The sequence below is a fragment of the Pseudoduganella sp. jia 9 genome (assembly GCF_055502615.1).
In genome coordinates this window covers 140,776-166,672 of sequence record NZ_JBUPWE010000012.1, presented here as the reverse complement: position 1 = coordinate 166,672, position 25,897 = coordinate 140,776, and the positions used below count along the sequence as shown (strand labels likewise).

Sequence of the window (25,897 nt, the reverse complement as noted above, 5' to 3'; positions counted from 1 at the left end):
CTTTACGGGCGTGTCGGGACCTCGAGAAACCGTAGCGAGCGACGTCAGACGTGGTCGAGAAGCGGAGCTGTACTTTTTTGTACAGCGAGCATCGGAGACCAGCGGCTGGCGTTGCGCAGCAGGTTTATCGAGGTTCCCTCAGTTCGCCAGCGCTTTGGAAATGACTTCCATCACGTCATTGGACAGCTTCGGCGCGCCGGCCACTTGTTCCAGGGCGCGGCGCATGTGCGCCTGCAGCTCCGGGGCGTAGCGGCGCCAGCGGTCCATGCTGCGCGCGAAGCGGGCCGCCACCTGCGGGTTCAGCGCATCGAGCTTGACCACGTGCTCGGCCCAGAATTCATAGCCGCTGCCATCCTTGGCATGGAATTGCGACGGGTTGTTGTTGGTAAAGCTGAACAGCAGGCTGCGCGCGCGGTTCGGCGTGCGCAGCGTGAAGGCCGGGTGCCCCATCAGCTCGCGCACGCGCGCCACGTTCGTGGTCGGTGCGCTGGCCTGCATCGCGAACCACTTGTCGATCACCAGCGCCTCGCCCTTGAACTGGTCGTAGAAGGCCTGCAGCTGCTCTTCGGCGTCGGCGCCGCTGTGGATCAGTGCCGTCAGGGCGGCGGCACGGTCGGTCATGTTGGTCGCGCCGTTGAACTGGCGGCGCGCCAGGTTCAGCGCATGCATGTCCGGCGCGGCCAGCAGATAGGCCAGCGCCAGGTTCTTCAGGCCGCGCTTGCCGGCAGAGACGGCGTCCGGGCTGTACTCGCCCGGCGTTTCGTTCGCGGCAATGGCATTGAGCAGCTCGTTGCGCATCACTTCGGCGATGGTGCGGCGCATGAACTGGCGCGCGTGGTGGATGGCCTGCGGATCGACGGTTTCCATCTGGTCGGCAATCACCGATTCGGACGGCAGGATCAGCGCCTGCTCGCGGAATGCCGCCTCCAGCGAATCGTCCAGCAGCAGCGCGCGCTGGGCGGCGACAAAGGTGTAGTCGAGATCGAGCTTGTCGCCCGCCTGCACGGCGGCGGTCAGCTTGAGCAGGCGCGTCATCGCCAGGCGCTGGCCCGCTTCCCAGCGGTTCACGGGATCGCTGTCATGGCGGAACAGGTGCAGCAGTTCCTCGTCCGTGTACGGATATTCGAGCACCACGGGCGCCGAGAAATCGCGCAGCAGCGACGGCGTCGGCGCTTCGGGAATACCGTCGAACGTGAACACCTGCTGCGCTTCGGTCAGCTCCAGCACCACCGTGGTGTCGCCGTTCGGATTGAGCGGCAGGTCGCGGCCGCTGCCGGCCAGCAGGCCGACCGCGACGGGAATGTGGAACGGCAGCTTGTCCGGCTGGCCCGGGGTCGGCGGACAGCGCTGCGACAGCGTCAGTACATAACGCTGGGCACCGGCGTCGTATTCGCCGCTGGCCGTGACGACCGGCGTGCCGGCCTGGCTGTACCAGCGCTCGAACTGCGTCAGGTCGCGGTCGTTGGCCGAGGCCATCGCGGCGCGGAAATCGTCGCAGGTGACGGCCTGCTCGTCATGCCGTGCGAAGTACAGGTCCATGCCCTTGCGGAAGCCTTCGCGGCCCAGCAGGGTCTGGTACATGCGCACGACTTCGGCGCCCTTCTCGTACACGGTGACCGTATAGAAATTGTTGATCTCGACGAAGGAATCGGGGCGCACCGGGTGCGCCATCGGGCCGGCGTCTTCCGGGTACTGCGCCTGGCGCAGCGTGCGCACCTGGTCGATGCGCGTGACGGCGCGGCCGCTCGCGGTGCCGATCATGTCGGCCGAGAATTCCTGGTCGCGGAACACCGTCAGGCCTTCCTTCAGCGACAGCTGGAACCAGTCGCGGCAGGTCACGCGGTTGCCGGTCCAGTTGTGGAAGTACTCATGGCCGACCACCGCTTCGATGCCGGCGTAGTCGACGTCCGTGGCGGTGGCGGGATTGGCCAGCACGAACTTGGTGTTGAAGATGTTCAGGCCCTTGTTTTCCATGGCGCCCATATTGAAGTCGCCGACGGCGACGATCATGAAGCGGTCCAGGTCCAGTTCCAGGTTCCAGCGCTCTTCGTCCCAGCGGATCGAGTTCTTCAGCGACTGCATCGCGTAGTCGGTCTTGTCGAGATTGCCCTCCTCGACCCACACCTGCAGCAATGCATCGCGGCCATCGGCCAGCCTGAAGGTTTCTTCCTGGCAGACCAGCTTTGCCGCCACCAGCGCGAACAGGTACGACGGCTTCCTGAACGGGTCTTCCCATTTGGCGTAATGGCGGCCGTCATCGAGATCGCCCGCTTCCACCAGGTTGCCGTTCGACAGCAGGACCGGGTATTTTTCCTTGTTGGCGCGCAGCATCACGGTGAAGACGGCCATCACATCCGGCCGGTCCGGGAAATAAGTGATGCGGCGGAAGCCTTCTGCCTCGCACTGCGTGTAGAAACTGCCATTCGAAACATATAGCCCGGAAAGGGTGGTGTTTTTTTCCGGCGCGCAGGTGGTTTCGATTTCCAGCACCACGTTCAACGGCGCCTTCTTGATAGTCAGCGTGTTCGACCCCAGTATGTACTGACCAGGGTTCAGCTCGGTACCGTTCAGGCGGAGCGCCACCAGTTCGATGTCTTCGCCATGCAGGACGATGTCGCGGTCGTTCTTGCCGCCCTGGCTGTCGGGATTGTGGCGCAGCGTGATGCGGTTGGCGACGATCGTGCGGGCCGGGTCGAGATCGAAACCCAGTTCCACCGTTTCCACGAGGTAGTTGGGCGGCGTGTAATCCTTGCGGTAAATCGTCTGCGGGCTGTCGGTTCTCATGGGGCCTTCACCTTCGTTGCGGACAAAAGATTATTTTACCAACACCGGCGCCCTCGCATGCCCGTGATTTGCTGCCGTACCGGTTGCGATCGTTTCAGCTTTCCGTGCCGCCGTAACATTCTGTAATAATTAAGGAGTGCAAGCGGGCCAGTCATACACTGTATGTGGGGAAATACCTTTTTCTGGGAGTAGATCATGAAATCCTTCGCCATCCTCGTCGCAGCGGGCAGCCTGCTGCTCGGCGGGTGCGCAACGACCATCCGCAGCGACGTCACGGTGTTCCACCAGTGGCCGGCCCAGCTGCAGGAAAAAACCTATGTATTCGATACGCCCGCGCCGAGCGAAGACACGCTGGAATACCGCAGCTACCAGGGCCTGGTGGCGAACGAACTGTCGAAACTGGGCTTCGCCCAGGCCGGCGCGCCGGAACAGGCGAAGCTGCGCGTCGATATGGCGTTCTCCACCATCGACCGGCCGACCCGCGTGCTGCAGGCCTACGATTCGTTCGGCTATGGCGCCAGCCCGTACTGGAGCATGTACGGCGGCTGGCCATACCGCGGCGGTTTCTACCCGTCGCGCTACCGCTACCGCCACTGGGCATTCCGGCCCTACTACGACCCGTGGATGTTCGGCCCGACCGAATACCGCGAAGTCATCCGGCATAACTACGAGCGCAAGCTGAACGTGTCGATCGCCGACAATACCGGCAAGAAGCTGTACGACGTCACCGTGCAGAACACCAGCCGGCGGCAATCGACGCCCGCCGTGATGCCGCTGCTGGTGCAGAGCGCGTTTACCGGCTTCCCGGGCGAGAGCGGCAAGGCGAAGCAGATCGACCTGGAGCTGCAGTAACTTCCGAAAAAATGGGACGGACCGGGACGCCGGACCGCCTGTTTTCTGGGAAATTTCCTTAAAAACAGGGTCCGTCCCTATTTTCGTCCTATTTTCGGGGCACATCCTGTTTTTACCGTGCGAGGTCGCGTTCGACCACGGACTGGAACTCGGCGGTAGTCCACCGCAGGGCGGTCACGGCGATGTCCGGCCGGTAGAACTCGCCATTGCCGCGCGGCCGGTTCACGTAGAGCTTGACGGGCACGATCACGCGGGCCAGGCCGCCCGGCAATTCCTGCGAACGCACTTCCATGTAGGTCGAATCGGCCGAACTGGGCGCGCCGATCAGCTTCGTGTTCGGGAACAGCTTGAACACGTCCACCGCGTCGAGGCAGGCGCTGGCGCAATCGCCCGGCACGATCACATAGACCGGCCGCGTGAAGACTGGCGGATCGCCCGGCCGGTCCGCCTGGGGATTGGCGGCGGCCGCCGGCGCATCCTCGTTGGCGATGTAATACGGCTTGCCGGCCCCCAGTGCCGCGCGCATGCCCGCTTCGTGGGTGGCCGCCCATGAAGCGATCGCCGTTTCCTTCTTCGCAGTGAACGTCTCGACGATGTTCCTGAAGTGGGCGATATTGTCCGGCGTTGCCCGGTACCACACGCGCTGGCTGGCGGTACGGGCTTCGGCAAGGCGCCGTACCCGGTCGCTGCCCCACAGCGCCGCGGCGAAGCGCGCGCTCCACACCGAGTTGCCGCCGCCGTTGCGGCGCAGGTCGACGACCACCGCGTCCGCGTCCAGGAAGCGTTCGCGCTGCGTCTCCACCTGCCGGTAGACGGCGTGGTAGGCGGCGCGCTCGGCGTCCGACGGATGGAAGGTGGGCATCGCCATCCAGAACAGCTTCGGGCGCGGCTCGGTCAGCCCGACCGGCAGCGCATCCGCCGCCAGGTTTTCGCCGTGCCAGGCGAACGCCTGATCCGTCATTGGCCGCCAGGCCAGCTCGCGTTCAATGCGCGCGCCTGCCGATTCGAACACGCAGCGCGCCGGCCGCGCCAGGAAGGGATTGTGCGAATCGACGAACAGCCAGGGCGCCAGGCTCCACCACTGGCCCTCTTCGTCGATGCGGCCCTCGAACGCGAACACGTTGTCCGCCAGCAGTTGCCGGGCCGGCTTGCCATCGCAGGACACGATCCGCTCGCCCTGCCGCGCCGCGCCATCCTGCGCCGCGCCATCCTGCGCGGCATACACATACAGGTCGCCGCGCCAGACCGCCACGAAGCCGGGCCACTGCCGGCCCGCCCGCGCGCTGCTGTCGATCCTGGGGCGTACACCCGCGTGTCCATCCTGGATGCGGGCGGTGAATCCCTGCAGCGCCGCCATGTAACCGTTGGCGTCGGCCACCTTCGCGGCCAGCGCCAGCCCATGGTCGCGCGCCGCCTTCAGGTTGTCCGGGAAGGCCGGATTGTGCGGATCGAGCGCGCCGGCGTGGTTCGCCAGGGTGATATCGTAGGCGGCCGCGATGTCGCGCGCCGCGGCCGCCTGCCAGCCGGCCGGCGTATCGGGCAGTACGGGTGCGGGACCGGCAGCGAAGGCCGTAAATGGCGCGCAGGCCGCGGCGGCGGCCAGCGCCAGCATCGGAACTAGGCGCTTCATGTGAACATGGCCTCGCTTGCAAAGGTGATCAGTACCACCAGCACCAGCGCCAGCAGCAACGCCACCAGCAGACGGCCGAATTTCGGATTGCCGTCGTCTTCTTCGTTCGGGCTGGACATGTCAGCGCGGGATGATGATCGACGAACCGGTGGTCCGGCGCGATTCCAGGTCGATGTGGGCCTGCGCCACATCCGCCAGGTGGTAGCGCTGGTTGATGGCGATCTTCACTTCGCCGCTGGCCACTACGCCGAACAGCGAACGGGCCGTGGCTTCCAGGTCTTCGCGCTTCGCCGTGTAGTGCATCATCGTCGGCCGGGTCAGGAACAGCGAACCGCGCGACTGCAGTTCGGACGGTGCGAATGCCGGCACCGGCCCGGAGGCGTTGCCGAAGCTGACCATCAGGCCCAGCGGCGCCAGGCAATCCAGCGAACCGTAGAAAGTGTCCTGGCCGATCGAATCGTAGACCACCGAGACGCCCTCGCCATTCGTCAGTTCGCGCACCTTGTCGACGAAGTTGTCGCGCCTGTAGTTGATCACGTGCGCCGCGCCGTGCTCGATCGCCAGCGCGGCCTTTTCGTCCGACCCCACGGTGCCGATCAGGTTCACGCCCAGCACCTTCGCCCACTGGCAGGCAATCAGTCCGACCCCGCCGGCCGCCGCGTGCCACAGGACTGTGTCGCCCGGCTTCAGGTGCGCGGTGCGATGCAGCAGGTACTGCGCCGTCATCCCCTGCAGCATCATGGCCGCCGCCGTATCGAACGCGATCTGGGCGGGCAGCACCACCAGCAGGCTGGCCGGCAGGTTGCGTTCCTGCGCATAGGCGCCGTTCGGGCGGCCGGCATAGGCCACGCGGTCGCCCACCTTGACGTGCGTGACGCCTTCGCCCACCGCTTCGACCGTGCCCGCGCCTTCCATGCCCAGGCCGTTCGGCAGCGGCTGCGGATACAGGCCGGTGCGGAAATACACGTCGATGAAATTGATGCCGATCGCCGCGTGCTTCACGGTGGCTTCGCCCGGACCGGGCGGGCCGACGTCGACGTCGACGTATTCCATCACTTCCGGGCCGCCGGTGCGGCTCATCCTGATTGCCTTGCTCATTGCGCCTCCCCGTTCGATGCGGCGCCTGCCGCCTGCAGCTGCGACAGCACCAGGTGCGCCGTCGCCATATTGGTGGCACATGCCACGTTGTGCACGTCGCAGGCCCGCACCAGCGCGTTGATGTCCGGCTCGTGCGGCTGCGGCGTCATCGGATCGCGCAGGAAGATCACCGCGTCGATCCGGTCTTCCACCAGCAGCGCGCCGATCTGCAGGTCGCCGCCCAGCGGGCCGGAGTGCTTGCGATCCACCGTCAACCCCAGTTCGCCGGCCAGCCTGCCGCCCGTGGTGCCGGTGGCGGTCAGCGTGCAGCTGCGCAGGAACGCCAGGTATTCGCCGGCCAGGGCGATCATGTCGTCTTTCTTCTTGTCGTGGGCGATCAGGGCAATGCGGGGCGCTGCTGTGGAATTCATTTCAGGTTTCCATTCTTGGGGTTGGCCGTTTTGGCATGCGAGAGCAGGTAGATCCCGGCGAGCACCAGCGCGGTGCCGGCCAGTTGCCAGCTCGTGACGGGTTCGGCGAGGATGACTGCGCCGAGGAACAGCGTGGAGACGGGGCCGATCATGCCGGCCTGGGAAGCCGCGCCGGCGCCGATGCGCTGCACGGCGGTCATGGTCATGAACACCGGCGCCACCGTGCACAGCAGGCCGTTCACCAGCGACAGGCCGTACACCTCCACCGGCTGGACCAGGCCCGCCGCGGGCCGCAGCAGGAAGTACTGGCCGATGCAGGCGGCGCTGGACACGCACATCGCGTACGCCACCAGCCGCAGCGCGCCGAGGCGCTTGACCATCTCGCCGGACAGCAGCAGGTAGGCCGCATAGGCGGCGGCCGAGGCCAGCACCAGCGCGGAACCCAGCAGCACGTTCGAACCGCCGCCCTGCAGGTCGTGCACGAACACGAAGACGATGCCGGCATACGACACGGCCAGCGCCAGCCATTGCAGCCGGCCGATGTGCTGGCGCAGCCAGGTGGCCGAGATCAGCAGCACCAGCGTGGGCGTGAGAAACAGGATCAGGCGTTCCAGGCCCACGGTGATGTACTGCAGGCCGAGGAAATCGAGGAAGCTGGACAGGTAATAGCCGACCAGCCCGAGCCCGACGATGCGCCAGCGGTCGCCGGCCGCCAGCGGCACGGCCCCGCGCATCTGCCACAGCGCCACGGCGGCAAACACGGGCAGCGAGAACAGCATGCGGAAAGCGATCAGCGTGACGGCATCGATGTGATAGCGGTACAGCAGCTTGGCAATGACCGCCTTGGCGGAAAACAGCATGGCACCGCCGACGGCCAGAGCCAGGCCGCCCAGGTAGGACGTCGATGGAGTCGTCAGTGGTTTTTCCATCGGGCCATTGTACGGCAAACCGTGCTCCCTGCCGCTCTTGGCCCTACATACACCCGGCACCGCCAGGCGACCGCACGATTGAAAGCCACCCATCGACAACTCAGCCATTTCCTTGTAGCATTGACAATGCAATATTGTTATCAAAATAAGCAGCGAGCATTTCGTTGCGGCGTCAGTGCAGCCTCAGTGGCAGCTTCAGTGGCAGCTTCAGTTGCAGCAGTCCAGTTGCAGGCACTTCAGCCACCGTACCAATGGCCTTCAGCAATCAGGCATCAGAAACAAGGAAATCATCATGGCAGACACACCAACGTTCCAGGGCGGCACGGCCGCCAGCGAAACCCTGACCGGCAGCACCGGGCAAGACCTCATCTGGGGCCAGGGCGGCGCGGACACGCTGATCGGCGGCGACGGCAACGACGGCCTGTACAGCGGCGAATACGTCGTCGGCACCACCACCACGCCTGACTTCATCGGCGACAGGCTCGACGGCGGTGATGGCAGCGACCAGCTGACCGGCGGTTCCGGCAGCGACCTGCTGATCGGTGGAGCGGGCACCAATTATCTTGGCGGTGGCGGCGGCTATGACACCGCCATCTATGCCGGCATGCGCGGCGACTACACGGTGGCGATGCACAATGGCATGCCGGTTGGCGTGACCGCGCCTGCCGGCCCGACCGATACGCTCTCCTCCGTCGAGCGCCTGAGCTTTTCGGACACGTCGATCGCGTTCGACATCGACGGCAACGCCGGCAACATCTACCGCCTGTACCGCGCCGCGTTCGACCGCAAGCCGGACGAAGGCGGGCTGGGTTACTGGATCTCGATCGCCGACAAGAATGTCAGCAGTACCTTCATCGCCAACTCGCTGATGGACAGCGACGAATTTCGCGACCTGTACGGTACCAGGATGAGCGACGAGCAATTCCTCACCCAGGTGTATGCCAACGTGCTGGACCGTCCCTACGACCAGGGCGGCTTCGACTACTGGATCGGCGTGATGCGCGACCAGGGCGTGTCGCGCGGCGACGTGCTCAACCTTATCGCGCAGGATACGGAGAACTCCGCGGCGGTGATCGGCGAAATCCGCAGCGGCATCGAGTACGATATTTATACGGCATAGAAAAGGCCACAGGCCCGGCCCGGGCGGCGTAATCGGCAAGGGGCGGTATGCTAGAATACCGCCCTCGATTGCATACCGTCTAAGGAAGATTGAACATGGCTGGACACAGCAAATGGGCCAATATCAAGCATAAAAAGGCTGCAACGGACGCGAAACGCGGCAAGATCTGGACACGCCTCATCAAGGAAATCACCGTTGCCGCGCGCATGGGCGGCGGCGACATCACGACCAATCCGCGCCTGCGCCTGGCTGTGGACAAGGCGGCCGATGCCAACATGCCGAAGGATAACGTGCAACGCGCGATCACGCGCGGCACCGGCGGCGAAGACGGCGCAAACTACGAGGAAGTTCGCTACGAAGGCTACGGCATCGGCGGCGCGGCGATCATCGTCGACTGCATGACCGACAACCGCGTGCGCACCGTGGCCGAAGTACGCCACGCATTCAGCAAGTTCGGCGGCAACATGGGCACCGAGAATTCCGTGTCGTTCCTGTTCAAGCACTGCGGCCAGTTCCTGTTCGCCCCCGGCACCGACGAGGCGAAGCTGATGGATGCGGCGCTCGAAGCAGGCGCCGAAGACGTGGTCGCGGACGAGGAAGGCGGCTTCGAAGTGCTGTGCGCGCCGAACGACTTTGCCGCCGTCAAGGATGCGCTGGACAAGGCCGGCTTCAAGGCCGAGGTGGCCGAGATCGTGATGAAGCCCGCCACCGAGACCGTGTTCACGGGCGACGACGCGGTCAAGATGCAGAAACTGCTGGACGCGCTGGAAAACCTGGACGATACGCAGGAAGTCTATACCAACGCCGTCATCGAAGAATAAGCACGGCGCCGCCTGGAAACCGGGCGAAAGAGTAATGTCATGATGCAGCAGCGGCCCGCGGGCCGCTGTTTCAGTCTCCGAGGTTCTTTCCGCATGCGCGCAGTCATCCATATGTCCTGTACATGTGTGCATGCGGAAACAGCTTCTAAAAAACCAACCGAAGATCCTTATGAAAATTCTGGTAGTCGGCTCCGGCGGCCGCGAGCATGCGCTGGCTTGGAAATTGGCCCAATCGGAACGGGTGCAGATCGTCTACGTCGCGCCCGGCAACGGCGGCACGTCCCGCGATCCGCGCCTGCAGAACCTGCCGGTCACGGACCTGGGCGCACTGGCCGAATTCGTCACGCGGGAACACATCGCGCTGACCGTGGTCGGCCCGGAAACGCCGCTGGCCGGCGGTATCGTCAACCTGTTCCGTGCGCGCGGCCTGAAGGTCTTCGGCCCCACCAAGGAAGCGGCGCAGCTGGAATCGTCGAAGGATTTCGCCAAGGCATTCATGAAGCGGCATGGCATTCCCACCGCCGAGTACGAAACCTTCAGCGATGCCGCCCAGGCGCACGCCTACATCGATGCCAAGGGCGCGCCGATCGTCATCAAGGCCGACGGCCTGGCTGCCGGCAAGGGCGTGGTGGTGGCGATGACGCTGGAAGAAGCGCACCAGGCGGTCGAACACATGCTGTCGGACAACCGCTTCGGCGATGCCGGCGCGCGCATCGTCATCGAGGAATTCCTGGCCGGCGAGGAAGCCTCGTTCATCGTCATGTGCGATGGCAAGAACGTGCTGCCGCTGGCCACCAGCCAGGATCACAAGCGCCTGCTCGACAACGACCAGGGCCCGAACACGGGCGGCATGGGCGCTTATTCGCCGGCGCCGATCGTGACGCCGGCGATGCATGCGCGCGTGATGCGCGAGATCATCAACCCGACGATCGCCGGCATGGCGAAGGACGGCATTCCGTTCTCCGGCTTCCTGTACGCGGGCCTGATGATCGACGCGGCCGGCAACCCGAAGACGCTGGAGTTCAACTGCCGCATGGGCGATCCGGAAACCCAGCCGATCATGGCGCGCCTGAAGACCGACCTGGTAACCGTGATGGAACACGCGGTCAACGGCACGCTGGACGCCGTGGGCCTCGAATGGGACCGCCGCACCGCCGTCGGCGTGGTGCTGGCCGCGGCCGGCTATCCGGACGATCCCGTCAAGGGCGACGTCATCGAAGGCATTCCGGCGGAAACGCCGGAATCGGTCACCTTCCACGCCGGCACGGCCGAAGTGGACGGCCAGCTGGTCACGTCCGGCGGCCGTGTGCTGTGCGTGGTCGGCCTGGGCGACTCGATCAAGCTGGCGCAGAAGCAGGCCTATGAGACGGTCGGCGAAATCCGCTTCGATGGCATGCAATGCCGCCGCGACATCGGCTGGCGCGGCCTGAAGCACTGAGCGCCGGGAAGCGAGCAAGATGACGACACCCAACCCCGAAGCCGTCAAGGCCTGGCTGATCGGCCTGCAGGAGCGCATCGTCGCCGCCCTCGAGGAAGCCGACGGCACGCCGTTCCTGCGCGACAGCTGGCAACGCCCGGAAGGCGGCGGCGGCATCTCGCGCCTCGTCGAGGAAGGCAATGTGCTGGAACGGGGCGGCTGCAACTTCTCGCACGTGACCGGCGCGAAACTGCCGCCGTCGGCGGCGGCGCACCGCCCCGGCATCGGCGGGCGCGCCTGGGAAGCGATGGGCGTGTCGCTGGTGCTCCACCCGCGCAACCCGTACGCGCCCACCGTGCACATGAACGTGCGCTTCTTCTCGACCTCCACGGAAGACGGCACGCCGGTCTGGTGGTTCGGCGGCGGCATGGACCTGACGCCCTACTACGGCAACGAAGCGGACACGCGCCATTTCCACCGCAGCTGCCGCGAAATGCTGGCGCCCTTCGGCGACGACCTGCACCCGCGCTTCAAGCAATGGTGCGACGAGTATTTCTACCTGAAGCACCGCCAGGAAGCGCGCGGCGTCGGCGGCATCTTCTTCGATGACTTCAACGAGCGCGATTTCGACACCAGCTTCGCGATGGTGCAAAGCGTGGGCGACGGCTTCCTGGGCGCCTACCTGCCGATCCTGCGCAACCGCATGGATACGCCGTACGGCGAACGGGAGCGCGACTTCCAGGCTTACCGGCGCGGCCGCTACGTGGAATTCAACCTCGTGTTCGACCGCGGCACGCTGTTCGGGCTGCAGTCGGGCGGGCGCACCGAGGCGATCCTGATGTCGATGCCGCCGGTGGTCAAATGGCGCTACGACTGGCATCCGGCGGACGGCACGCCGGAGGCGGCCCTGTACACCGACTTCCTGCCGCACCGCGACTGGCTGGCGTGACCGCGCCGCATTGTCCTGCCGCCTTCCGCTGTGTCCTGCTGCTGGGTGGCAGCTTCGATCCGATCCACAACGGCCACGTGGCGCTCGGCGCCACGTTCGTGCGCCTGCTCGGCGCCGCCGAGCTGCGCGTGATCCCGACCGTACCGTGGCAGAAGAGCAGCCTGGTGGCGACACCGGCACAGCGCGCGGACATGGCCGCGCTGGCGTTTGCCGGCCAGCCGTACCGCGTGGTGGTCGACCGCCAGGAGATCGACCGGGGCCGGCCCACTTATACGGTCGAGACGCTGCGTGCCCTGCGCGCCGAACTCGGGCCGGATACCTCGCTGTGCTTCCTGATGGGCGCCGACCAGCTGCAGCGGCTGGACACCTGGCACGACTGGCGCGAACTGTTCGCGCTGGCGCACCTGTGCGTGGCGGCCCGCCCCGGTTTTTCGCTCGACGGTCCGGACATCCCGGCCGCCGTGGCGGCCGAGTTCCGCAACCGGCTGGCGGCACCGGAACGGCTGTGCGGCCGGCCGGCCGGCAACACCTGCATCGCGGCCGACCTGGCGGTGGATATCTCATCCACTCGCATCCGGCAGCAGCTGGCTGGTGGAAACTATGAATACGATAGCGGCTCGCCGATTCCGGCGCCGGTGCTAGACTATATCGAACAACATAATCTTTATAAGAAGTAAAACTGAATGGATATCAAAAAACTGCAAGCCCTCGTCGTCGACGCCCTGGAAGACGTCAAGGGCCAGGACATCGTCCTGTTCGACACCACCGGTCTGACAAGCCTGTTCGACCGCATCTGCATCGCCTCGGGTACCTCGAACCGCCAGACGCGCGCGCTGGCCGCTTCGGTGCGTGACAAGGTGAAGGAAGCCGGCGGCGACGTCATCGGCGTCGAAGGCGAAGACACCGGCGAATGGGTGCTGGTCGACCTGGGCGACATGATCGTCCACATCATGCAAGGCCCGATCCGTGCCTACTACCGCCTGGAAGAAATCTGGGGCGAGAAGCCGGTAAAGCTGGGCGCCGCGAAGCGCAAGACTTCCACCGAAGGCAAGGCCGCCGAGGCCGCCGACGCCGCGCCGAAGAAAAAAGCCGGCCACCTGGCGGCCAGCAAGGTTGCCAAGGAAGCCGAACCGGTGATCGAGAAGAAAGCCCCGGCACGCAAGCCTGGCACGGTCAAGGCTGCCGCAGCCGCGGGTGCCGTGGCGAAGAAAGCCGCGGCGAAAAAGGCCGCGCCGAAGGTCGAAGTGCCGGAAGGCAAGAAGGTGAAGGTTGCCGCACCGAAGGCTGCCGTGGCATCGGCGAAGGCTGCCAAGGAAGCCAAGGCCAAGGAGCCGGCAGCGCCCGCCAAGACCGTGATCAAGCGGATTCGCAAGCCTGCCGCGGAAGAGTAAGGGTCGCCGATGCAGCTGATCATCGCTGCCGTCGGGCACAAGATGCCCGCCTGGATCGAGACCGGCTTTGCCGAGTACGTAAAACGGATGCCGCCCGAGCTGCGCATCGTGCTGAAGGAAATCAAGCCCGTCGAGCGGTCCGGCAGCAAGACCGCCGCCACCGCGATGGCGCTCGAGCGCGAACGTATCGAAGCGGCGCTGCCGAAATCGGTGCGCATCATCGCGCTCGACGAGCGCGGCAAGGATCTCACCAGCGTGGGCCTGTCGCAGCAGCTCGAGCTGTGGCAACAGGATGGCCGCGACACGGCCTTCCTGATCGGCGGCGCGGATGGCCTCGATCCCGGCCTGAAGGCCAGGGCCGAAGGGCTGATCCGCATCTCCAGCATGACGCTGCCGCACGGCGTGGTGCGGGTGATGCTGGCCGAACAGCTCTACCGCGCATGGACAATTACCCAGAATCACCCCTATCATCGGGTGTAACCCCGGCGTGCGCCGGGCCACGACTACAACAACAACGATGAAACCGGTCGAACGAAAAATCTACCTGGCGTCGAAAAGCCCGCGCCGCCGCGAACTGCTGCGCCAGATCGGCGTCGATTTCGAATTGCTGCTGCTGCGCAGCGATGGCCCGCGCGGCGCCGACGTGACGGAGGAAGTGCTGCCGGACGAGCCGGCCGATGTCTATGTGCGCCGCGTGGCGAACGAGAAGGCCGATTTCGCATACGACCTGTCGCGCCGCCGCCACCTGCGGCCGCGCCCCGTGCTGACGGCCGATACCACGGTGGCGATCGATGGCGCCATCCTCGGCAAGCCGGCCGGCAAGGACGAGGCGCAGGCGATGCTGCGCCAGCTGTCGGGCCGCACGCACCAGGTGCTGACCACCGTGGCGGTGCGCACCCACGATTTTTCGGACAGCTTCACGCAGGTGTCGCAGGTGCGCTTCGCGGCGCTGAAGGAGAGCGATATCCAGGCTTACTGCGCCACCAGCGAACCTTATGACAAGGCCGGCGGCTACGGCATCCAGGGCCTGGCGGCGATGTTCATCGAACATATCGATGGCAGCCATTCCGGCGTCATGGGCCTGCCGCTGTTCGAAACGGCGGACCTGCTGCGCCGTGCCGGCCTGAGGCTGCCATGAGCGAAGACATCCTCATCAACATCACGCCGCAGGAAACCCGCGTTGCCCTCGTGCTGCAGGGCGCCGTGCAGGAACTGCACATCGAGCGCACGCTGACGCGCGGCCTGGCCGGCAACGTCTATTCGGGCAAGGTGGTGCGCGTGCTGCCCGGCATGCAATCGGCGTTCATCGACATCGGCCTGGAGCGGGCCGCCTTCCTGCACGTGGCCGACATCTGGGAAGCACGCCCGCACGACGGCACCAATACCACGCCGACGCCGATCGAAAAGCTGCTGTTCGACGGCCAGGTGCTGACGGTACAGGTGATCAAGGACCCGATCGGCACCAAGGGCGCGCGCCTGTCGACGCAGATCTCGATCGCCGGCCGCATGCTGGTCTACCTGCCGCAGGATTCGCACATCGGCATCTCGCAGAAGATCGAGAAGGAAAGCGAACGCGAAGCGCTGCGCACGCGCATGCAGGGCCTGCTGCCCAAGGAAGAGAAAGGCGGCTACATCGTGCGCACGCAGGCCGAGGATGCCGGCGACGGCGACCTGGCCGCCGATATCGAATACCTGCGCAAGACCTGGGCCGCGATCACGCATGGCGCGCGCACGCGGCCGCCCACCTCCCTGCTGCACCAGGACCTCTCGCTGGCCCAGCGCGTGCTGCGCGACTTCGTGCACGACGAAACAGCCACGATCCAGGTCGACTCGCGCGAGAACTTCGTCAGCCTCACCGAATTCGGCAAGACCTACACGCCCAGCGTGCTGCCGCGCATGCACCATTACACGGGCGAACGGCCGCTGTTCGACCTGTATGGCGTGGAAGAGGAAATCCAGCGCGCGCTGGGCCGGCGCGTGGACCTGAAATCGGGTGGCTACCTGATCGTCGACCAGACCGAGGCCATGACGACGATCGACGTCAACACCGGCGGCTACGTCGGCGGGCGCAATTTCGCCGACACGATCTTCAAGACCAACCTGGAAGCGGCGCACGCGATCGCGCGCCAGCTGCGGCTGCGCAACCTGGGCGGCATCATCATCCTCGATTTCATCGACATGGAAAACGCCGAGCACCGCAGCGCCGTGCTGGCGGAACTGAAGAAGGCCCTGGCGCGCGACCGCACCAAGGTCTCGGTCAGCAGCTTCTCGGCACTGGGCCTGGTCGAGATGACGAGGAAGCGCACCCGCGAATCGCTGGCCCACATCCTGTGCGAGCCCTGCCCCGCCTGCAGCGGCAAGGGGCAAGTAAAAACTTCGCGCACGATCTGCTACGAGATCCTGCGCGAACTGCTGCGCGAAGCCAAGCAGTTCAACCCGCGCGAATTCCGCATCCTCGCCTCGCAGGAAGTGGTCGACCTGTTCCTGGAAGAGGAATCGCAGCATCTCGCCATGCTGGGCGATTTCATCGGCAAGAAGATTTCGCTGCAGGTGGAGACCTCGTATCACCAGGAGCAGTACGACGTGATTTTGATGTAAGCCGGCGGCCATCGCGCCCGGCACCTCGGATCCTTCACTCACGGCTGCGCATTGCGTGGCCGTTTTTTCGGCTTGATGTGCTCCCGGATACTGCCGTTCCGGCCATCGCTTGCCGATTCAAAATGCTCGGCCAGGAAATCGATGAATACCCTTGCCCGCAACGGCAGGTTGCGGCGGTCCGGGTAGTAGACGTACAGGTCCGCCGCCGGCAGCGCGAATTCGGGCAGGACCACCCGCAGCCGTCCGCTGTCGAGATACTTCGCCAGGTCCCATTCGGAGCGGATCAGGATGCCGTGCCCGTCCAGCGCCCAGCCCAGGACGATGTCGCCATCGTTACTGGACAGCATGCCGTGAACCTTGATCACTTCGCTGTGCTGGTGATGGATGAAGCGCCAGATGCCGTAGGCATCGTCGTTCTGCCGGTGGATGATGCAGCGATGGCTGGCCAGGTCGGCCAGCGTGGCAGGCGTTCCATGGCGTTCCAGGTAAGCCGGCGACGCGCACAGGAAGCGCCGGTTGGACAGGATGCGGCGCGCATTGAGCCGCTTGTCCGGCAGCATGCCGAAGCGTATCGCGAGATCGAAGCCGCTGTCGACCAGGTCGATCGGCTTGTCGGTCACCTCGACCAGCACTTCCACATCCGGGTAGCGCACGGCGAATGCCGACACCAGCGGGGCGATCGCCGTGCGGCCGAAGCCCAGCGTCGCGTTCACGCGCAGCAGGCCGCGCGGTGTGGCGCGGCCCTGCGACACGACTTCCTCCATCTCCCGCACCTCCGCCAGGATGCGCGTCGCATGCTCCAGGTAGGTCTCGCCCTCGCTGGTCAGGCTGATGCTGCGCGTCGTACGGTTTACCAGGCGCACGCCGAGGCGGCTCTCGAGCAGCGCCAGCCGCCTGGTGGCCGCCGGCGGCGTCAGGTCGATGGCGCGCGCGGCCGCGGCAAGGCTGCCCAGGCGCGCCACCAGGACAAAGAACTGCATGTCCGACGTTACATCATTCTTCACTTGGATTCATTTTTGAATTCATTCCAGGTGAATTATAGGCTGGCCTGGCGCGATTAATCTACGGTCTTCCACCCCCCTGCCGTGCCCTTGCCGGTGCGGCGCCATCAGGAGACCCCGTCATGAAAATCGTAGAAATCCGCGAAAAAACCGTTCCCATCAGCTCGCCGATCCGCAATGCGTACATCGACTTCAGCAAGATGACGCTGAGCCTGGTCGCCGTGGTCACCGACGTCGTGCGCGATGGCAAGCCGGTGATCGGCTACGGCTTCAACTCGAACGGCCGCTATGGCCAGGGCAAGCTGATGCGCGAACGCTTCATCCCCCGCATCCTGGAAGCCGATCCCGCGTCGCTGGTCGACGACGCCGGCACCAACCTCGATCCGCACAAAATCTGGAACTGCATGTTCACCAACGAGAAGCCGGGCGGCCACGGCGAACGCTCGGTGGCGATCGGCACCATCGACATGGCGATCTGGGATGCCGTGGCCAAGATCGAAGGCAAGCCGCTGTTCCAGCTGCTGGCCGACCGCTACGGCGACGGCAGGGCGAACCGCAAGATCTTCGTGTATGCCGCCGGCGGCTATTACTACCCGGGCCAGGACCACGGCAAGCTGAAGGACGAGATGCGCAGCTACATCGACCGCGGCTACACCGTCGTCAAGAAAAAGATCGGCGGCGCCTCGCTGGACGAAGACCTGCGCCGCATCGATTCGATCCTTTCCGTGCTGGGCGATGGCCAGAAACTGGCGGTGGACGCCAACGGCCGCTTCGACCTCGACACGGCGATCCAGTATGCCAAGGCCCTGTCGCAGTACGACCTGTTCTGGTACGAGGAACCGGGCGATCCGCTGGACTTCGAGCTGCAGGCAACCCTGCGCAATTACTACAAGAACCCGATGGCGACCGGCGAAGACCTGTTCTCGATGCAGGATGCGCGCAACCTGATCCGCTACGGCGGCATGCGCGCCGACCGCGACTGGCTGCAGTTCGACTGCGCCCTGTCGTACGGCCTGGTGGAGTACCTGCGCACGCTCGACATGCTGCGCGAGCACGGCTGGTCGCCGAGCCGCTGCATCCCGCACGGCGGCCACCAGATGTCGCTGAACATCGCGGCCGGCCTGGGGCTGGGCGGCAACGAATCCTACCCCGACCTGTTCCAGCCCTACGGCGGCTTCCCGGATGGCGTGCAGGTCGATAACGGCTACATCACCATGCCGGACCTGCCCGGCATCGGTTTCGAAGGCAAGGCGGACCTCTTCGCGGAGATGCAGAAGCTGTCGGCTTAAGCCTGCGCGACCGGCCGACCGGTAACGCCTCCAAAGAAGAGGCGCGGTCCGCCAGCAGTTCAATCGACAGGACAGTGCGCAGCGCGGCAGCCCCCGCGGTTGCCACGGCCACGCCTGTCCATCGGAAGTTCGGATTATTCGCAACAGGAGACAGCCATGCGATCCACCTTCATCGGAACATCCCTCTCCAAGCTCTATGTCCAGGTCCTGATTGCCATTGCCGCCGGCATTGCGCTGGGCCATTTCATGCCGGACCTGGGAGCCCAGCTGAAACCGCTGGGCGACCTCTTCATCAAGCTGATCAAGATGCTGCTGGCACCGATCATCTTCGCCTCCATCGTGGTCGGCATCGCCCGCATGAACAATGTCCACGAAGCCGGCCGCGTCGGCCTGAAGGCCGTCCTGTATTTCGAGATCGCTTCCACGCTCGCGCTGGCTATCGGCCTCGTCGTCGTCAACGTTTTCCAGCCCGGCGCCGGCATGAACATCGACCCCGCGCATATCGACGGTTCATCGGTTGAAACGTACGCCAGGAGAGCGGAACAGCAGGGCGGCACGTTCGATTTCATCCTGAACATGGTGCCGAACAGCGTGGTGGGCGCCTTCGCCGCCGGCGAAATGCTGCCGATCATTTTCTTCTCGCTGCTGTTCGCCATTGCGCTGGCCCGTGCCGGCAAGCCGGTCGAACCCTTTGTCGACATGCTCGACCAGTTCCTGCAAGGCATGTTCGGTGTCGTGCGCATCGCCATGTACGTGGCGCCGCTGGGTGCCTTCGGCGGCATGGCCTTCACCGTGGGGAAGTACGGCATCGGCACGCTGGCGTCGTTTGGCCAGCTGATCCTCTGCCTCTACCTGACGTCAGCCGTATTCATCGTGCTGGTACTGGGCTTCATCATGCGGGTCTGCGGGCTGTCGCTGTTCAAGTTCATGCGCTACATCAAGGATGAGCTGCTGGTCACGCTCGGCACCGCATCGACCGAGGCGGTCCTGCCGCAGATGCTCGTCAAGCTGGAAAAACTGGGCATTCCCAAGCCGGTCGTCGGCCTGGTGCTGCCGACCGGCTATGCATTCAATGCCGACGGCACGGCGATCTACCTGACGATGGCGTCGATCTTCATCGCCCAGGCCATGAACATCGACCTGACGCTGTGGGACCAGTTGGTGCTGCTGGGCGTGCTGCTGTTCACCTCGAAGGGCTCGGCCGGGGTGGCCGGCGCCGGCTTCGTGGCACTGGCGGCCACTCTGGCCTCGATGCACAAGATTCCTGTCGAAGGGCTGGTGCTGCTGCTGGGTGTCGACCGCTTCCTGAACGAAGCCCGTGCGGTGACGAACCTGGTGGGCAACGGCGTCGCCACGGTCGTGGTGGCGCGCTGGGAAAAAGCCATCGACATGCAGCAGGCCAGGGCCGTCCTTGACCGCGGTGCGGCCTTCGCCGACGAGCAGCCCGCCGCGGTACTGGAACCGCTTGCTCCGGTCGCCAGGATGCACAAGTGATCGCCGGGCGCGCGGCATCGCCCATTTGCGCGCTGGTCTGCATTCCGGGCTTCACGCGGTGGCGGCAGCGCCCGGACGGCGCCTTCCAAGTTTCCGCTCCACAAGTAATACCCTACCGGATGGATACGCGATTCTTGCTGTTATCATGCATTGTTACCAACAAAGTTCTCCGCATGACATGCCACTGGAATTCGAAGCAATCGATGCCGAATCGGGCGAATTCGGCTATACAGAAGACAAGTACGGCCCCTTGCTTGGCCAGTTCAACGCCATCCTCGACGGCCATGAAACCGGCCAGCTGAGCGACGCCGGGTACCTGGCGGCGCTGCAGGAGCTGCTGGCCCAGGCGCCGGACTTCATCGATGCGCAGACGCAGATCGCCTTTTACTGGCATCGCCAGGGCAAGCCGGAAGAAGCGCTCGACGCCGCGCTGGCGGGCCTGGCCGTGGCCAACCGGCAAATTCCCGCAGGCTTCGCCGGACGCATCGAATGGCTCAACATCGACAATCGTGCGTACCTGCGGCTGATGCATGTGGCCGTACTCGGCTATATGGGCCTGCGCCGCCACAAGGACGCCGCCGCGCTGATTGAGCAGATGCTGCTGCGCAACCCGACCGACAACCAGGGAGTGCGCTATCTGTGGGGCTCGGAACTGCTGCGCGCCGGCCAGACGGACCGGGCCGTCGACGTGCTGGTGGAACATGCCGAAACGTATCCGCCATACTGGTACGAACTGGCGCTGGGCCACTTGACTGCGCGCCGCTTCGTGGCCGCCGCCACCGCGCTGCGCCGCGGTTTCGTCACCAATCCCTACATCGCCGAAATTCTCGGCGGCAATCCGGACCCCGCTCCGCACGTCGCCTGGCACCCGGACGACACGACCATGCCGCAGGCCGCGCGCGAGTACATGCAGATGTATGGCCTGCTCTGGCATGAGCGCAGCGATTGCACGCCGTTCGTGCGCTGGCTGTTCCATCATCCGGAAGTGATGATCGAGCGGGCGTCGATCGCGGCATGCTGGGAGGCGCTGCTGTGGGAAACCGACCCCGGCAAGCGCGGCGAGATCCTGGCGCGCGTGGAAGAGCTGAGCGCCTGCATCGACGACAGCCTGTCGGCCGCCATCGTGATGCAAAAGGAAGCGGTGGGCAGGCGCCTGATCTGGCCCTGGGAACTTCAGCTGACCCTGCTCGACTGAGTCGCACCCGGCGTGCCGGCGGCATCGCCGTGCCGCCTTGGCCGGCTGCGCCGGCGGGCTCCCGCCCTGCCTTCAGGCCGTGACGGCCGCCGGCAGCATCGGCTGCAAGGTGCGCCAGACGGTGCCGGCGTCGAGCTTGCGCATGCAGTCGTGGTGGCCCAGCGGGCACTCGCGCTGCCGGCACGGCGAACAGTCGAGCCGCAGCGACAGCGCCGCCGCCACGGTCGAGAACGGCGGCGCGTGGTCCGGATCGGTGGGGCCGTAGATCGCCACGACCGGGCGGTCCAGGCTCGATGCCACGTGCAGCAGGCCGGAATCGTTGCTGACGACGGCATCGCTGTGGCCGATCAGCGCCACCGCTTCCGCCAGGCTGGTCTGGCCGGCGATGTTCAGCACCGCCTTCGCGGCAGGCGTGCCGGCGACGGCGGCCAGGATCTCCTCGCACACAGGACGGTCTTTTGGCGAGCCCAGCAGTGCCACCTGCGCGCGCGGCACCTGCGCCACGATGGCCTGCGCCAGCGCGGCGAAATGGGCCGGCGGCCAGCGCTTGGCCGAACCGAACTCGGCACCCGGGGCGAACACCACCAGCGGGCGCTCCGGCGCCAGGCCGGCCTTCGCGCAGGCGGCGGCCACCTGTTCCGGCGTCACCTGCAGCGCCGGTTTCGGTGCGGGCGCCAGCGGCGCATCCGGCGCGTTGGCCAGTGCCGCGTAGAACGGCACCATCGGCCGGGGCGGCACCTCGTCATGGTGCATCACGTTGATCAGGCCATAACGGCTCTCGCCCTTGTACCCGACCCGGCGCCGGATGCCGGCGAGCCATGGAATCAGCGCATATTTCAGCGTATTCGGCAGCACATAGGCTTCGGCATAGCCGCGCGCCTTCAGCAGGCGCGCGTAGCGCCAGCGCTCGCGCAACTGCAGCGGGCCATGGCGGAATGGCGTCTGCAGCACCTCGTCGACTTCGCGCATCTGCCGCCAGACCGGGGCTACGGCGGGCGGCGCCAGCACGTCGATCGGCCAGTCCGGGTGCAAGGCGCGCAGCCGCTGCAACAGCGGTTGCGCCATCACGGCGTCGCCGATCCAGTTGGGGGAGATAACGAGAATACGTGGCAAATTCGGGGACATTTACTGCTTTCCTTCACGGGCATTCAGGCACAGGGCCATCAGCACGAACAGCATCAGCGCATAGAACATCGCGCTGCGCATGGACCAGAAGATCACTTCCGTCAGGCCGAAGCTGAAATAGCTCAGCACGAGAAGCAGTCCGGCCAGCGCCGACGACACCAGCGCCGGCGGCGCCGATTCGTGCGAGTGCAGCATGCGCAGGAAGAACAGGAACGGCAGCAGCAGCGTGCCGAACCAGCAAAACAGGCCCAGTACGCCGCCGAACACGAGCGCCTGCAGTGCATCGTTATGGAAATGCTCGGCTTCCAGCACGAACGGCTGCAGCGTGCCGGCGGCCACCAGTTCACCGAGCTCCGCATGGACCTGTTCCTGGCCGCTCGGCATCCACGGATCGCGCGCCGCCAGCAGTGCGGCGCCCTTCCACAATTCCAGCCGCACCCCCACGTTGGTAAAGGCGCTGCCGCCGGTGAAATAGGTCTGCACGTCGCTGACGCCCTGTTCCAGCCGTTCGCTCATGCCCGTCTGCGGCACGAAGTAGGCGCCGATCATCAGCACCGCCACCAGCGAGGCGGCGCCCTTGGCGAAGCGGCCGCGCAGGTAGTGGCCATACTTGAGGAACAGCAGCGCCGCGAAAACGATCGCCACCCAGCCGCCGCGCGTGCCGGTGGCCAGGGTGCCGACCAGGCCGGCCACCACGCCCAGTGCCGGCCAGAGGCGTTGCCGGCCGCGGAAATCGAGCACCGCGGCCAGGCACATCAGGCCCATGCACAGTACGATGTCGCCGAACGTGATCGCATTCATCAACCCGCCGGGCCGGTCGATATGCAGTATCCAGCGCTGGTAGCCGACCAGGCAGGCGCCGCCCACGGCACCGCCGATCAGGCCCCACCACAGGGCCTTGCGGCTGGGCCGGCAAGCGAGCACGGCAATGAGCGCGGTGACGGCGAGCAGCATGCGCACAGGTTTTTCCCAGTTGCGCAGGTAGATATCGCCATGCAGCAGCACGGACAGGCCGACGAACAGGCAGGCCGCGGCGAAAGCTGTCAAAACGCCGCGGATGTCGTTAAGATGTCGCCGGAACTCCGGCAGGCCCTGCCTGTGGCACCAGATCGCCGCCAGCAGGAAGCCAAAGCTGCACAGGCCTACGCCGGCATTGGTGATCAGGGTCAGGAAAGGCAGGAGGAAGACCAGGCATTGGACGGTAACTGCGGCAACAGAGGAAACAGCGGCTACAGGGGTAACGTCGTCGGCTTGCCTGGCAATATTTTTATTCATCAATGTTCTTGTGGGGCGCGCCGACTTCATGCAACCAGCGTCAAAAATCTCTGTCATTGTCACGACCTATAACCGCCCGGATGCGCTGGCGGCCGTGATCGAAGCCTGCTTTGCACAGGATGACCCGCATTTCGAAATCATTATCGCTGATGACGGCTCCACGAACAACACGCGGGACTGCGTGGAAGCGCTGCGCCGGCGCGCCCCGGTGCCGCTGCGGCACGTATGGCAGCCCGACGAAGGCTTCCGCGCGGCGCGCGTGCGCAACCTGGGCACGCTGGCCGCCAGCGGCGACTACATCGTGTTCCTGGACGGCGACTGCATCCCCGAAAAGAACTTCGTGTCGCAGCACCGCAAGCTCGCGCGCCCGGGATTCCTCGTCTCCGGCAGCCGCGTGCTGCTGTCGGAGCGGTACACCCGCACGCTGCTCGATGCGCATATCGACCTGCACCGGCTGGGCACGCTCGAGCGCCTGCGACTCAGGATGGCAGGCGATTTCAACAAATTCCTGCAAACGGTGCTGGTATTGCCGGACGCGGGCCGCGAACGGCGCAAGTTCAGCTGGCGGCGCATCAAGAGCTGCAACCTGGCCGTGTGGCGCAGCGACCTGGATCGCGTGAACGGCTTCGACGAGAGCTTTACGGGCTGGGGCCACGAGGATTCCGACCTGGTGGTACGGCTGTTCAATGCCGGCGTGCTGCGCAAGGATGGCGCATTCGCCACCGAGGTCTATCACCTGTGGCACCGCGAGAACCAGCGCGACCAGGAAAGCTCGAACCGCCAGGTGGTGCTGCAGCGCGCCACCGACGGCACCATGCTGGCGACCGCCGGCCTGCACGAACTGGCCGCCACGCTGGACAAGGCGCCGGCCAGGTAGGCGATTTGCGCATTCCGGCGCACGCCGGCGCGCATTCCCATCCGGAACGGCGGCCCGGCGGGCGCGGAGTACAATCGATTGCTGACGGCTTGTGCGGTACCGAACTGAGCTTGCACGCAGGTACTGCCAAGCTAGGCACTCACCGTATGTAGCAACTCAAGCAACCCAACGAGGAGGAACCGCAATGCGCCTGGACATCTACCGACGACCCGAACACGATGGCATTTTTTCCTATCTGGCCGTGCCGGAAGGGAAGCCGATCCCGCAGGAAGCGATCAACACCGACTGGGAACCGCAAGCCAAGGCGCTGGAAGTCGACGACGACGCCGACACCCTGCCGGACTTCCACATCGAACGTCTGCCTGAACAGATCGGCACCAAGGGCTATGCGATTACCGGCCTGAAAGACATGTAGAGAGCCCATGGGCGGCGGCGCCGGCACCGCCGGATGCCGTGGTTGGTTATCCGCCCTGCGTCGGCGCAACACTGGATGGCGCCGCGCGCCGCGCCAGCGTTCACACGCGGTTTGCACGGGGTACAATTAACAGATTGGTAATGCCTCTTTGTTAACTCCAACCGCGACAGGGCCGCCGTGATCCATTTCTTCCCCACCTACACGAAGGACGGCACGCGTTCGCCGTTCGCCCTCGGCCTGAAGGAACTCGGCGTCGACTACCGGCTGTTCGCGGACGACGTGCGCTTCCGCTATCGCTCGCGGCTCAAGCTGCTGCTGGTCGGCTGGCCGAAACTGGCCTGGTTCGCGCTGCGCGCCGCGATCCGTTCGCTGATCACCAGCCGCACGCATCCGGAGGCGGTGGTACTGGGCTCGGACATCGAAGTGCTGATCTTCGCGCCGCTGCGCGCCCTGTTCTCGCGCCGCACGCAGATCGTGCTGCTGGGCTTCATCCTCACGCCGCGCCAGCATCCGCTGTTGAACCGGCTGCGCCTGCTCTACTTCCGCTTCGTGATGTCGTTCGTCGACAAGGTCATCTGCCATTCAAAGAAGGAGCGCGAGCGCTACAGCGAGCTGTTCGCGAACGGCCGCACCGAGGTGTTCTACATCCCGCACGGCACCCACATCTACGGCCGCGAGGAATTGCCGGAAGCATCGGCCTCACCGTACATTCTCACCGCCGGCAGATCCGGCCGCGACTACGGCACGCTGTTCGCCGCGATGGCCGGCCTGCCGATCGACCTGCACGTGGTGTGCGACAACGACAAGCCGCTTGCCGGGCTGGCCATTCCGCCCAACGTGAACGTGCTGCGCAACTGCTACGACGGCGACTATGTCGAACAGCTGAAGAACGCGCGCTTCGTGGTGGTGCCGCTGGGCGTGGCCGACATCTCGGCCGGCCAGATGGTGCTGCTGCAGGCAATGGCCTTCAACAAGGCCACCGTGATCACGCGCACGCTGACGGTGGAGGATTATGTCAGCGACGGCAACGAGGCATTGCTCGTGCCGCAGGGCGACGCCGCCGCGATGCGGGCCGCCATCCTGCAGCTGCTGGACGATGCGCCGTACACGGCGCAAATGGCCGACCGGGCGCTGCATGCGTTCGACGACCGGTTCGACATGAAGGCCTTCGTGCGCAACCTCGTCGCCGCCGTGCGCGCCCCGCGCAGCAAATAAATAGGGACAACA

Annotated in this window: 25 protein-coding genes; 16 read left to right on the top strand and 9 right to left on the bottom strand. The window is 65.5% G+C overall.

What is annotated here, in order from left to right; genetic code table 11:
• Positions 1 to 138: 138 nt before the first annotated feature.
• Positions 139 to 2,784: an aminopeptidase N gene (gene pepN / locus ACY34H_RS17430; protein ID WP_464978735.1), complete on the bottom strand. Its 2,646-nt coding sequence runs from the start codon at positions 2,782 to 2,784 to the stop codon at positions 139 to 141.
• A 195-nt stretch (positions 2,785 to 2,979) separates the two neighbouring features.
• Here pepN and ACY34H_RS17425 point away from each other — a divergent pair, with 195 nt between their 5' ends.
• Positions 2,980 to 3,636 carry a DUF4136 domain-containing protein gene (locus ACY34H_RS17425; RefSeq protein WP_464978734.1) on the top strand — a complete coding sequence of 219 codons (657 nt, stop codon included), beginning with the start codon at positions 2,980 to 2,982 and terminating at the stop codon, positions 3,634 to 3,636.
• Between the two features lie 112 nt (positions 3,637 to 3,748).
• Here the strand turns inward: ACY34H_RS17425 and ACY34H_RS17420 are convergent, their stop codons facing one another.
• The 5 genes from ACY34H_RS17420 to ACY34H_RS17400 are packed head-to-tail and all read right to left on the bottom strand — an operon-like array spanning position 3,749 to position 7,703.
• On the bottom strand, positions 3,749 to 5,266 hold the full coding sequence (locus tag ACY34H_RS17420) for a S41 family peptidase (protein WP_464978733.1): 1,518 nt from the start codon (positions 5,264 to 5,266) through the stop codon (positions 3,749 to 3,751).
• On the bottom strand, positions 5,263 to 5,385 hold the full coding sequence (locus ACY34H_RS17415; RefSeq protein ID WP_464978732.1) for a hypothetical protein: 123 nt from the start codon (positions 5,383 to 5,385) through the stop codon (positions 5,263 to 5,265). Before ACY34H_RS17415 ends, ACY34H_RS17420 begins: the two co-directional genes overlap by 4 nt.
• 1 nt (position 5,386) lies before the next feature.
• The gene (locus ACY34H_RS17410; protein ID WP_464978731.1) at positions 5,387 to 6,364 is read right to left on the bottom strand and encodes a quinone oxidoreductase family protein; all 978 of its coding nucleotides are present in this window, start codon (positions 6,362 to 6,364) and stop codon (positions 5,387 to 5,389) included.
• Positions 6,361 to 6,774 carry a methylglyoxal synthase gene (locus tag ACY34H_RS17405; protein ID WP_464978730.1) on the bottom strand — a complete coding sequence of 138 codons (414 nt, stop codon included), beginning with the start codon at positions 6,772 to 6,774 and terminating at the stop codon, positions 6,361 to 6,363. Before ACY34H_RS17405 ends, ACY34H_RS17410 begins: the two co-directional genes overlap by 4 nt.
• Complete coding sequence (locus tag ACY34H_RS17400; RefSeq protein ID WP_464978729.1) at positions 6,771 to 7,703, bottom strand: DMT family transporter; 933 nt, start codon at positions 7,701 to 7,703, stop codon at positions 6,771 to 6,773. Before ACY34H_RS17400 ends, ACY34H_RS17405 begins: the two co-directional genes overlap by 4 nt.
• Positions 7,704 to 7,995: 292 nt before the next feature.
• On the opposite strand from ACY34H_RS17400, the gene ACY34H_RS17395 reads away from it, so the two are divergent.
• The 9 genes from ACY34H_RS17395 (at position 7,996) to rng (ending at position 15,999) form a co-directional block, all read left to right on the top strand.
• A complete protein-coding gene (locus ACY34H_RS17395; RefSeq protein WP_464978728.1) occupies positions 7,996 to 8,823 on the top strand; it encodes a DUF4214 domain-containing protein in 828 nt (275 codons plus the stop codon).
• Between the two features lie 95 nt (positions 8,824 to 8,918).
• Positions 8,919 to 9,644 carry a YebC/PmpR family DNA-binding transcriptional regulator gene (locus ACY34H_RS17390; protein WP_464978727.1) on the top strand — a complete coding sequence of 242 codons (726 nt, stop codon included), beginning with the start codon at positions 8,919 to 8,921 and terminating at the stop codon, positions 9,642 to 9,644.
• A 169-nt stretch (positions 9,645 to 9,813) separates the two neighbouring features.
• Positions 9,814 to 11,082, top strand: a complete 1,269-nt coding sequence (gene purD / locus ACY34H_RS17385) for a phosphoribosylamine--glycine ligase (protein ID WP_464978726.1) — start codon at positions 9,814 to 9,816, stop codon at positions 11,080 to 11,082.
• 19 nt (positions 11,083 to 11,101) lie between these two features.
• Positions 11,102 to 12,010 (top strand): oxygen-dependent coproporphyrinogen oxidase, encoded by a 909-nt coding sequence (gene hemF / locus ACY34H_RS17380; protein ID WP_464978725.1) that lies wholly within the window; start codon positions 11,102 to 11,104, stop codon positions 12,008 to 12,010.
• Positions 12,007 to 12,687, top strand: coding sequence for a nicotinate-nucleotide adenylyltransferase (locus ACY34H_RS17375; protein ID WP_464978724.1), 681 nt, complete (start codon positions 12,007 to 12,009; stop codon positions 12,685 to 12,687). The genes hemF and ACY34H_RS17375 overlap by 4 nt, the downstream gene beginning before the upstream one ends.
• A 6-nt stretch (positions 12,688 to 12,693) precedes the next feature.
• Positions 12,694 to 13,401 (top strand): ribosome silencing factor, encoded by a 708-nt coding sequence (gene rsfS / locus ACY34H_RS17370; protein WP_464978723.1) that lies wholly within the window; start codon positions 12,694 to 12,696, stop codon positions 13,399 to 13,401.
• 9 nt (positions 13,402 to 13,410) lie between these two features.
• Positions 13,411 to 13,881, top strand: coding sequence for a 23S rRNA (pseudouridine(1915)-N(3))-methyltransferase RlmH (gene rlmH, locus ACY34H_RS17365; protein ID WP_131144107.1), 471 nt, complete (start codon positions 13,411 to 13,413; stop codon positions 13,879 to 13,881).
• Between the two features lie 37 nt (positions 13,882 to 13,918).
• On the top strand, positions 13,919 to 14,539 hold the full coding sequence (locus ACY34H_RS17360; protein WP_464978722.1) for a Maf family protein: 621 nt from the start codon (positions 13,919 to 13,921) through the stop codon (positions 14,537 to 14,539).
• On the top strand, positions 14,536 to 15,999 hold the full coding sequence (gene rng / locus ACY34H_RS17355) for a ribonuclease G (protein ID WP_464978721.1): 1,464 nt from the start codon (positions 14,536 to 14,538) through the stop codon (positions 15,997 to 15,999). Before ACY34H_RS17360 ends, rng begins: the two co-directional genes overlap by 4 nt.
• Before the next feature lie 38 nt (positions 16,000 to 16,037).
• On the opposite strand, the gene ACY34H_RS17350 is transcribed toward rng, so the two are convergent.
• On the bottom strand, positions 16,038 to 17,003 hold the full coding sequence (locus ACY34H_RS17350; RefSeq protein ID WP_464978720.1) for a LysR family transcriptional regulator: 966 nt from the start codon (positions 17,001 to 17,003) through the stop codon (positions 16,038 to 16,040).
• Positions 17,004 to 17,122: 119 nt separating this feature from the next.
• Between ACY34H_RS17350 and ACY34H_RS17345 the strand changes: the two genes are divergently transcribed.
• The 3 genes from ACY34H_RS17345 to ACY34H_RS17335 all read left to right on the top strand — a co-directional run bounded on the left by ACY34H_RS17345 (position 17,123) and on the right by ACY34H_RS17335 (position 20,978).
• Positions 17,123 to 18,289: a mandelate racemase/muconate lactonizing enzyme family protein gene (locus ACY34H_RS17345; RefSeq protein ID WP_464978719.1), complete on the top strand. Its 1,167-nt coding sequence runs from the start codon at positions 17,123 to 17,125 to the stop codon at positions 18,287 to 18,289.
• A gap of 156 nt (positions 18,290 to 18,445) precedes the next feature.
• Entirely contained in the window at positions 18,446 to 19,783 is a 1,338-nt protein-coding gene (dctA, locus tag ACY34H_RS17340) for a C4-dicarboxylate transporter DctA (RefSeq protein ID WP_464978718.1), read from the top strand.
• A 178-nt stretch (positions 19,784 to 19,961) separates the two neighbouring features.
• A complete protein-coding gene (locus ACY34H_RS17335; protein ID WP_464978717.1) occupies positions 19,962 to 20,978 on the top strand; it encodes a hypothetical protein in 1,017 nt (338 codons plus the stop codon).
• A 72-nt stretch (positions 20,979 to 21,050) separates the two neighbouring features.
• Here ACY34H_RS17335 and waaF read toward each other — a convergent pair whose 3' ends face one another.
• Both waaF and ACY34H_RS17325 read right to left on the bottom strand, forming a co-directional pair.
• Positions 21,051 to 22,103 carry a lipopolysaccharide heptosyltransferase II gene (gene waaF / locus ACY34H_RS17330; RefSeq protein ID WP_464978716.1) on the bottom strand — a complete coding sequence of 351 codons (1,053 nt, stop codon included), beginning with the start codon at positions 22,101 to 22,103 and terminating at the stop codon, positions 21,051 to 21,053.
• On the bottom strand, positions 22,104 to 23,378 hold the full coding sequence (locus tag ACY34H_RS17325; RefSeq protein WP_464978715.1) for an O-antigen ligase family protein: 1,275 nt from the start codon (positions 23,376 to 23,378) through the stop codon (positions 22,104 to 22,106). It abuts the gene before it with no gap.
• Positions 23,379 to 23,406: 28 nt separating this feature from the next.
• Between ACY34H_RS17325 and ACY34H_RS17320 the strand changes: the two genes are divergently transcribed.
• From ACY34H_RS17320 to ACY34H_RS17310, 3 genes are all read left to right on the top strand, one after another.
• A complete protein-coding gene (locus ACY34H_RS17320; protein WP_464978714.1) occupies positions 23,407 to 24,255 on the top strand; it encodes a glycosyltransferase family 2 protein in 849 nt (282 codons plus the stop codon).
• 184 nt (positions 24,256 to 24,439) lie between these two features.
• Positions 24,440 to 24,670, top strand: a complete 231-nt coding sequence (locus tag ACY34H_RS17315; RefSeq protein ID WP_464978713.1) for a DUF6139 family protein — start codon at positions 24,440 to 24,442, stop codon at positions 24,668 to 24,670.
• Between the two features lie 177 nt (positions 24,671 to 24,847).
• A complete protein-coding gene (locus ACY34H_RS17310; RefSeq protein ID WP_464978712.1) occupies positions 24,848 to 25,885 on the top strand; it encodes a glycosyltransferase family 4 protein in 1,038 nt (345 codons plus the stop codon).
• Positions 25,886 to 25,897 lie beyond the last annotated feature (12 nt).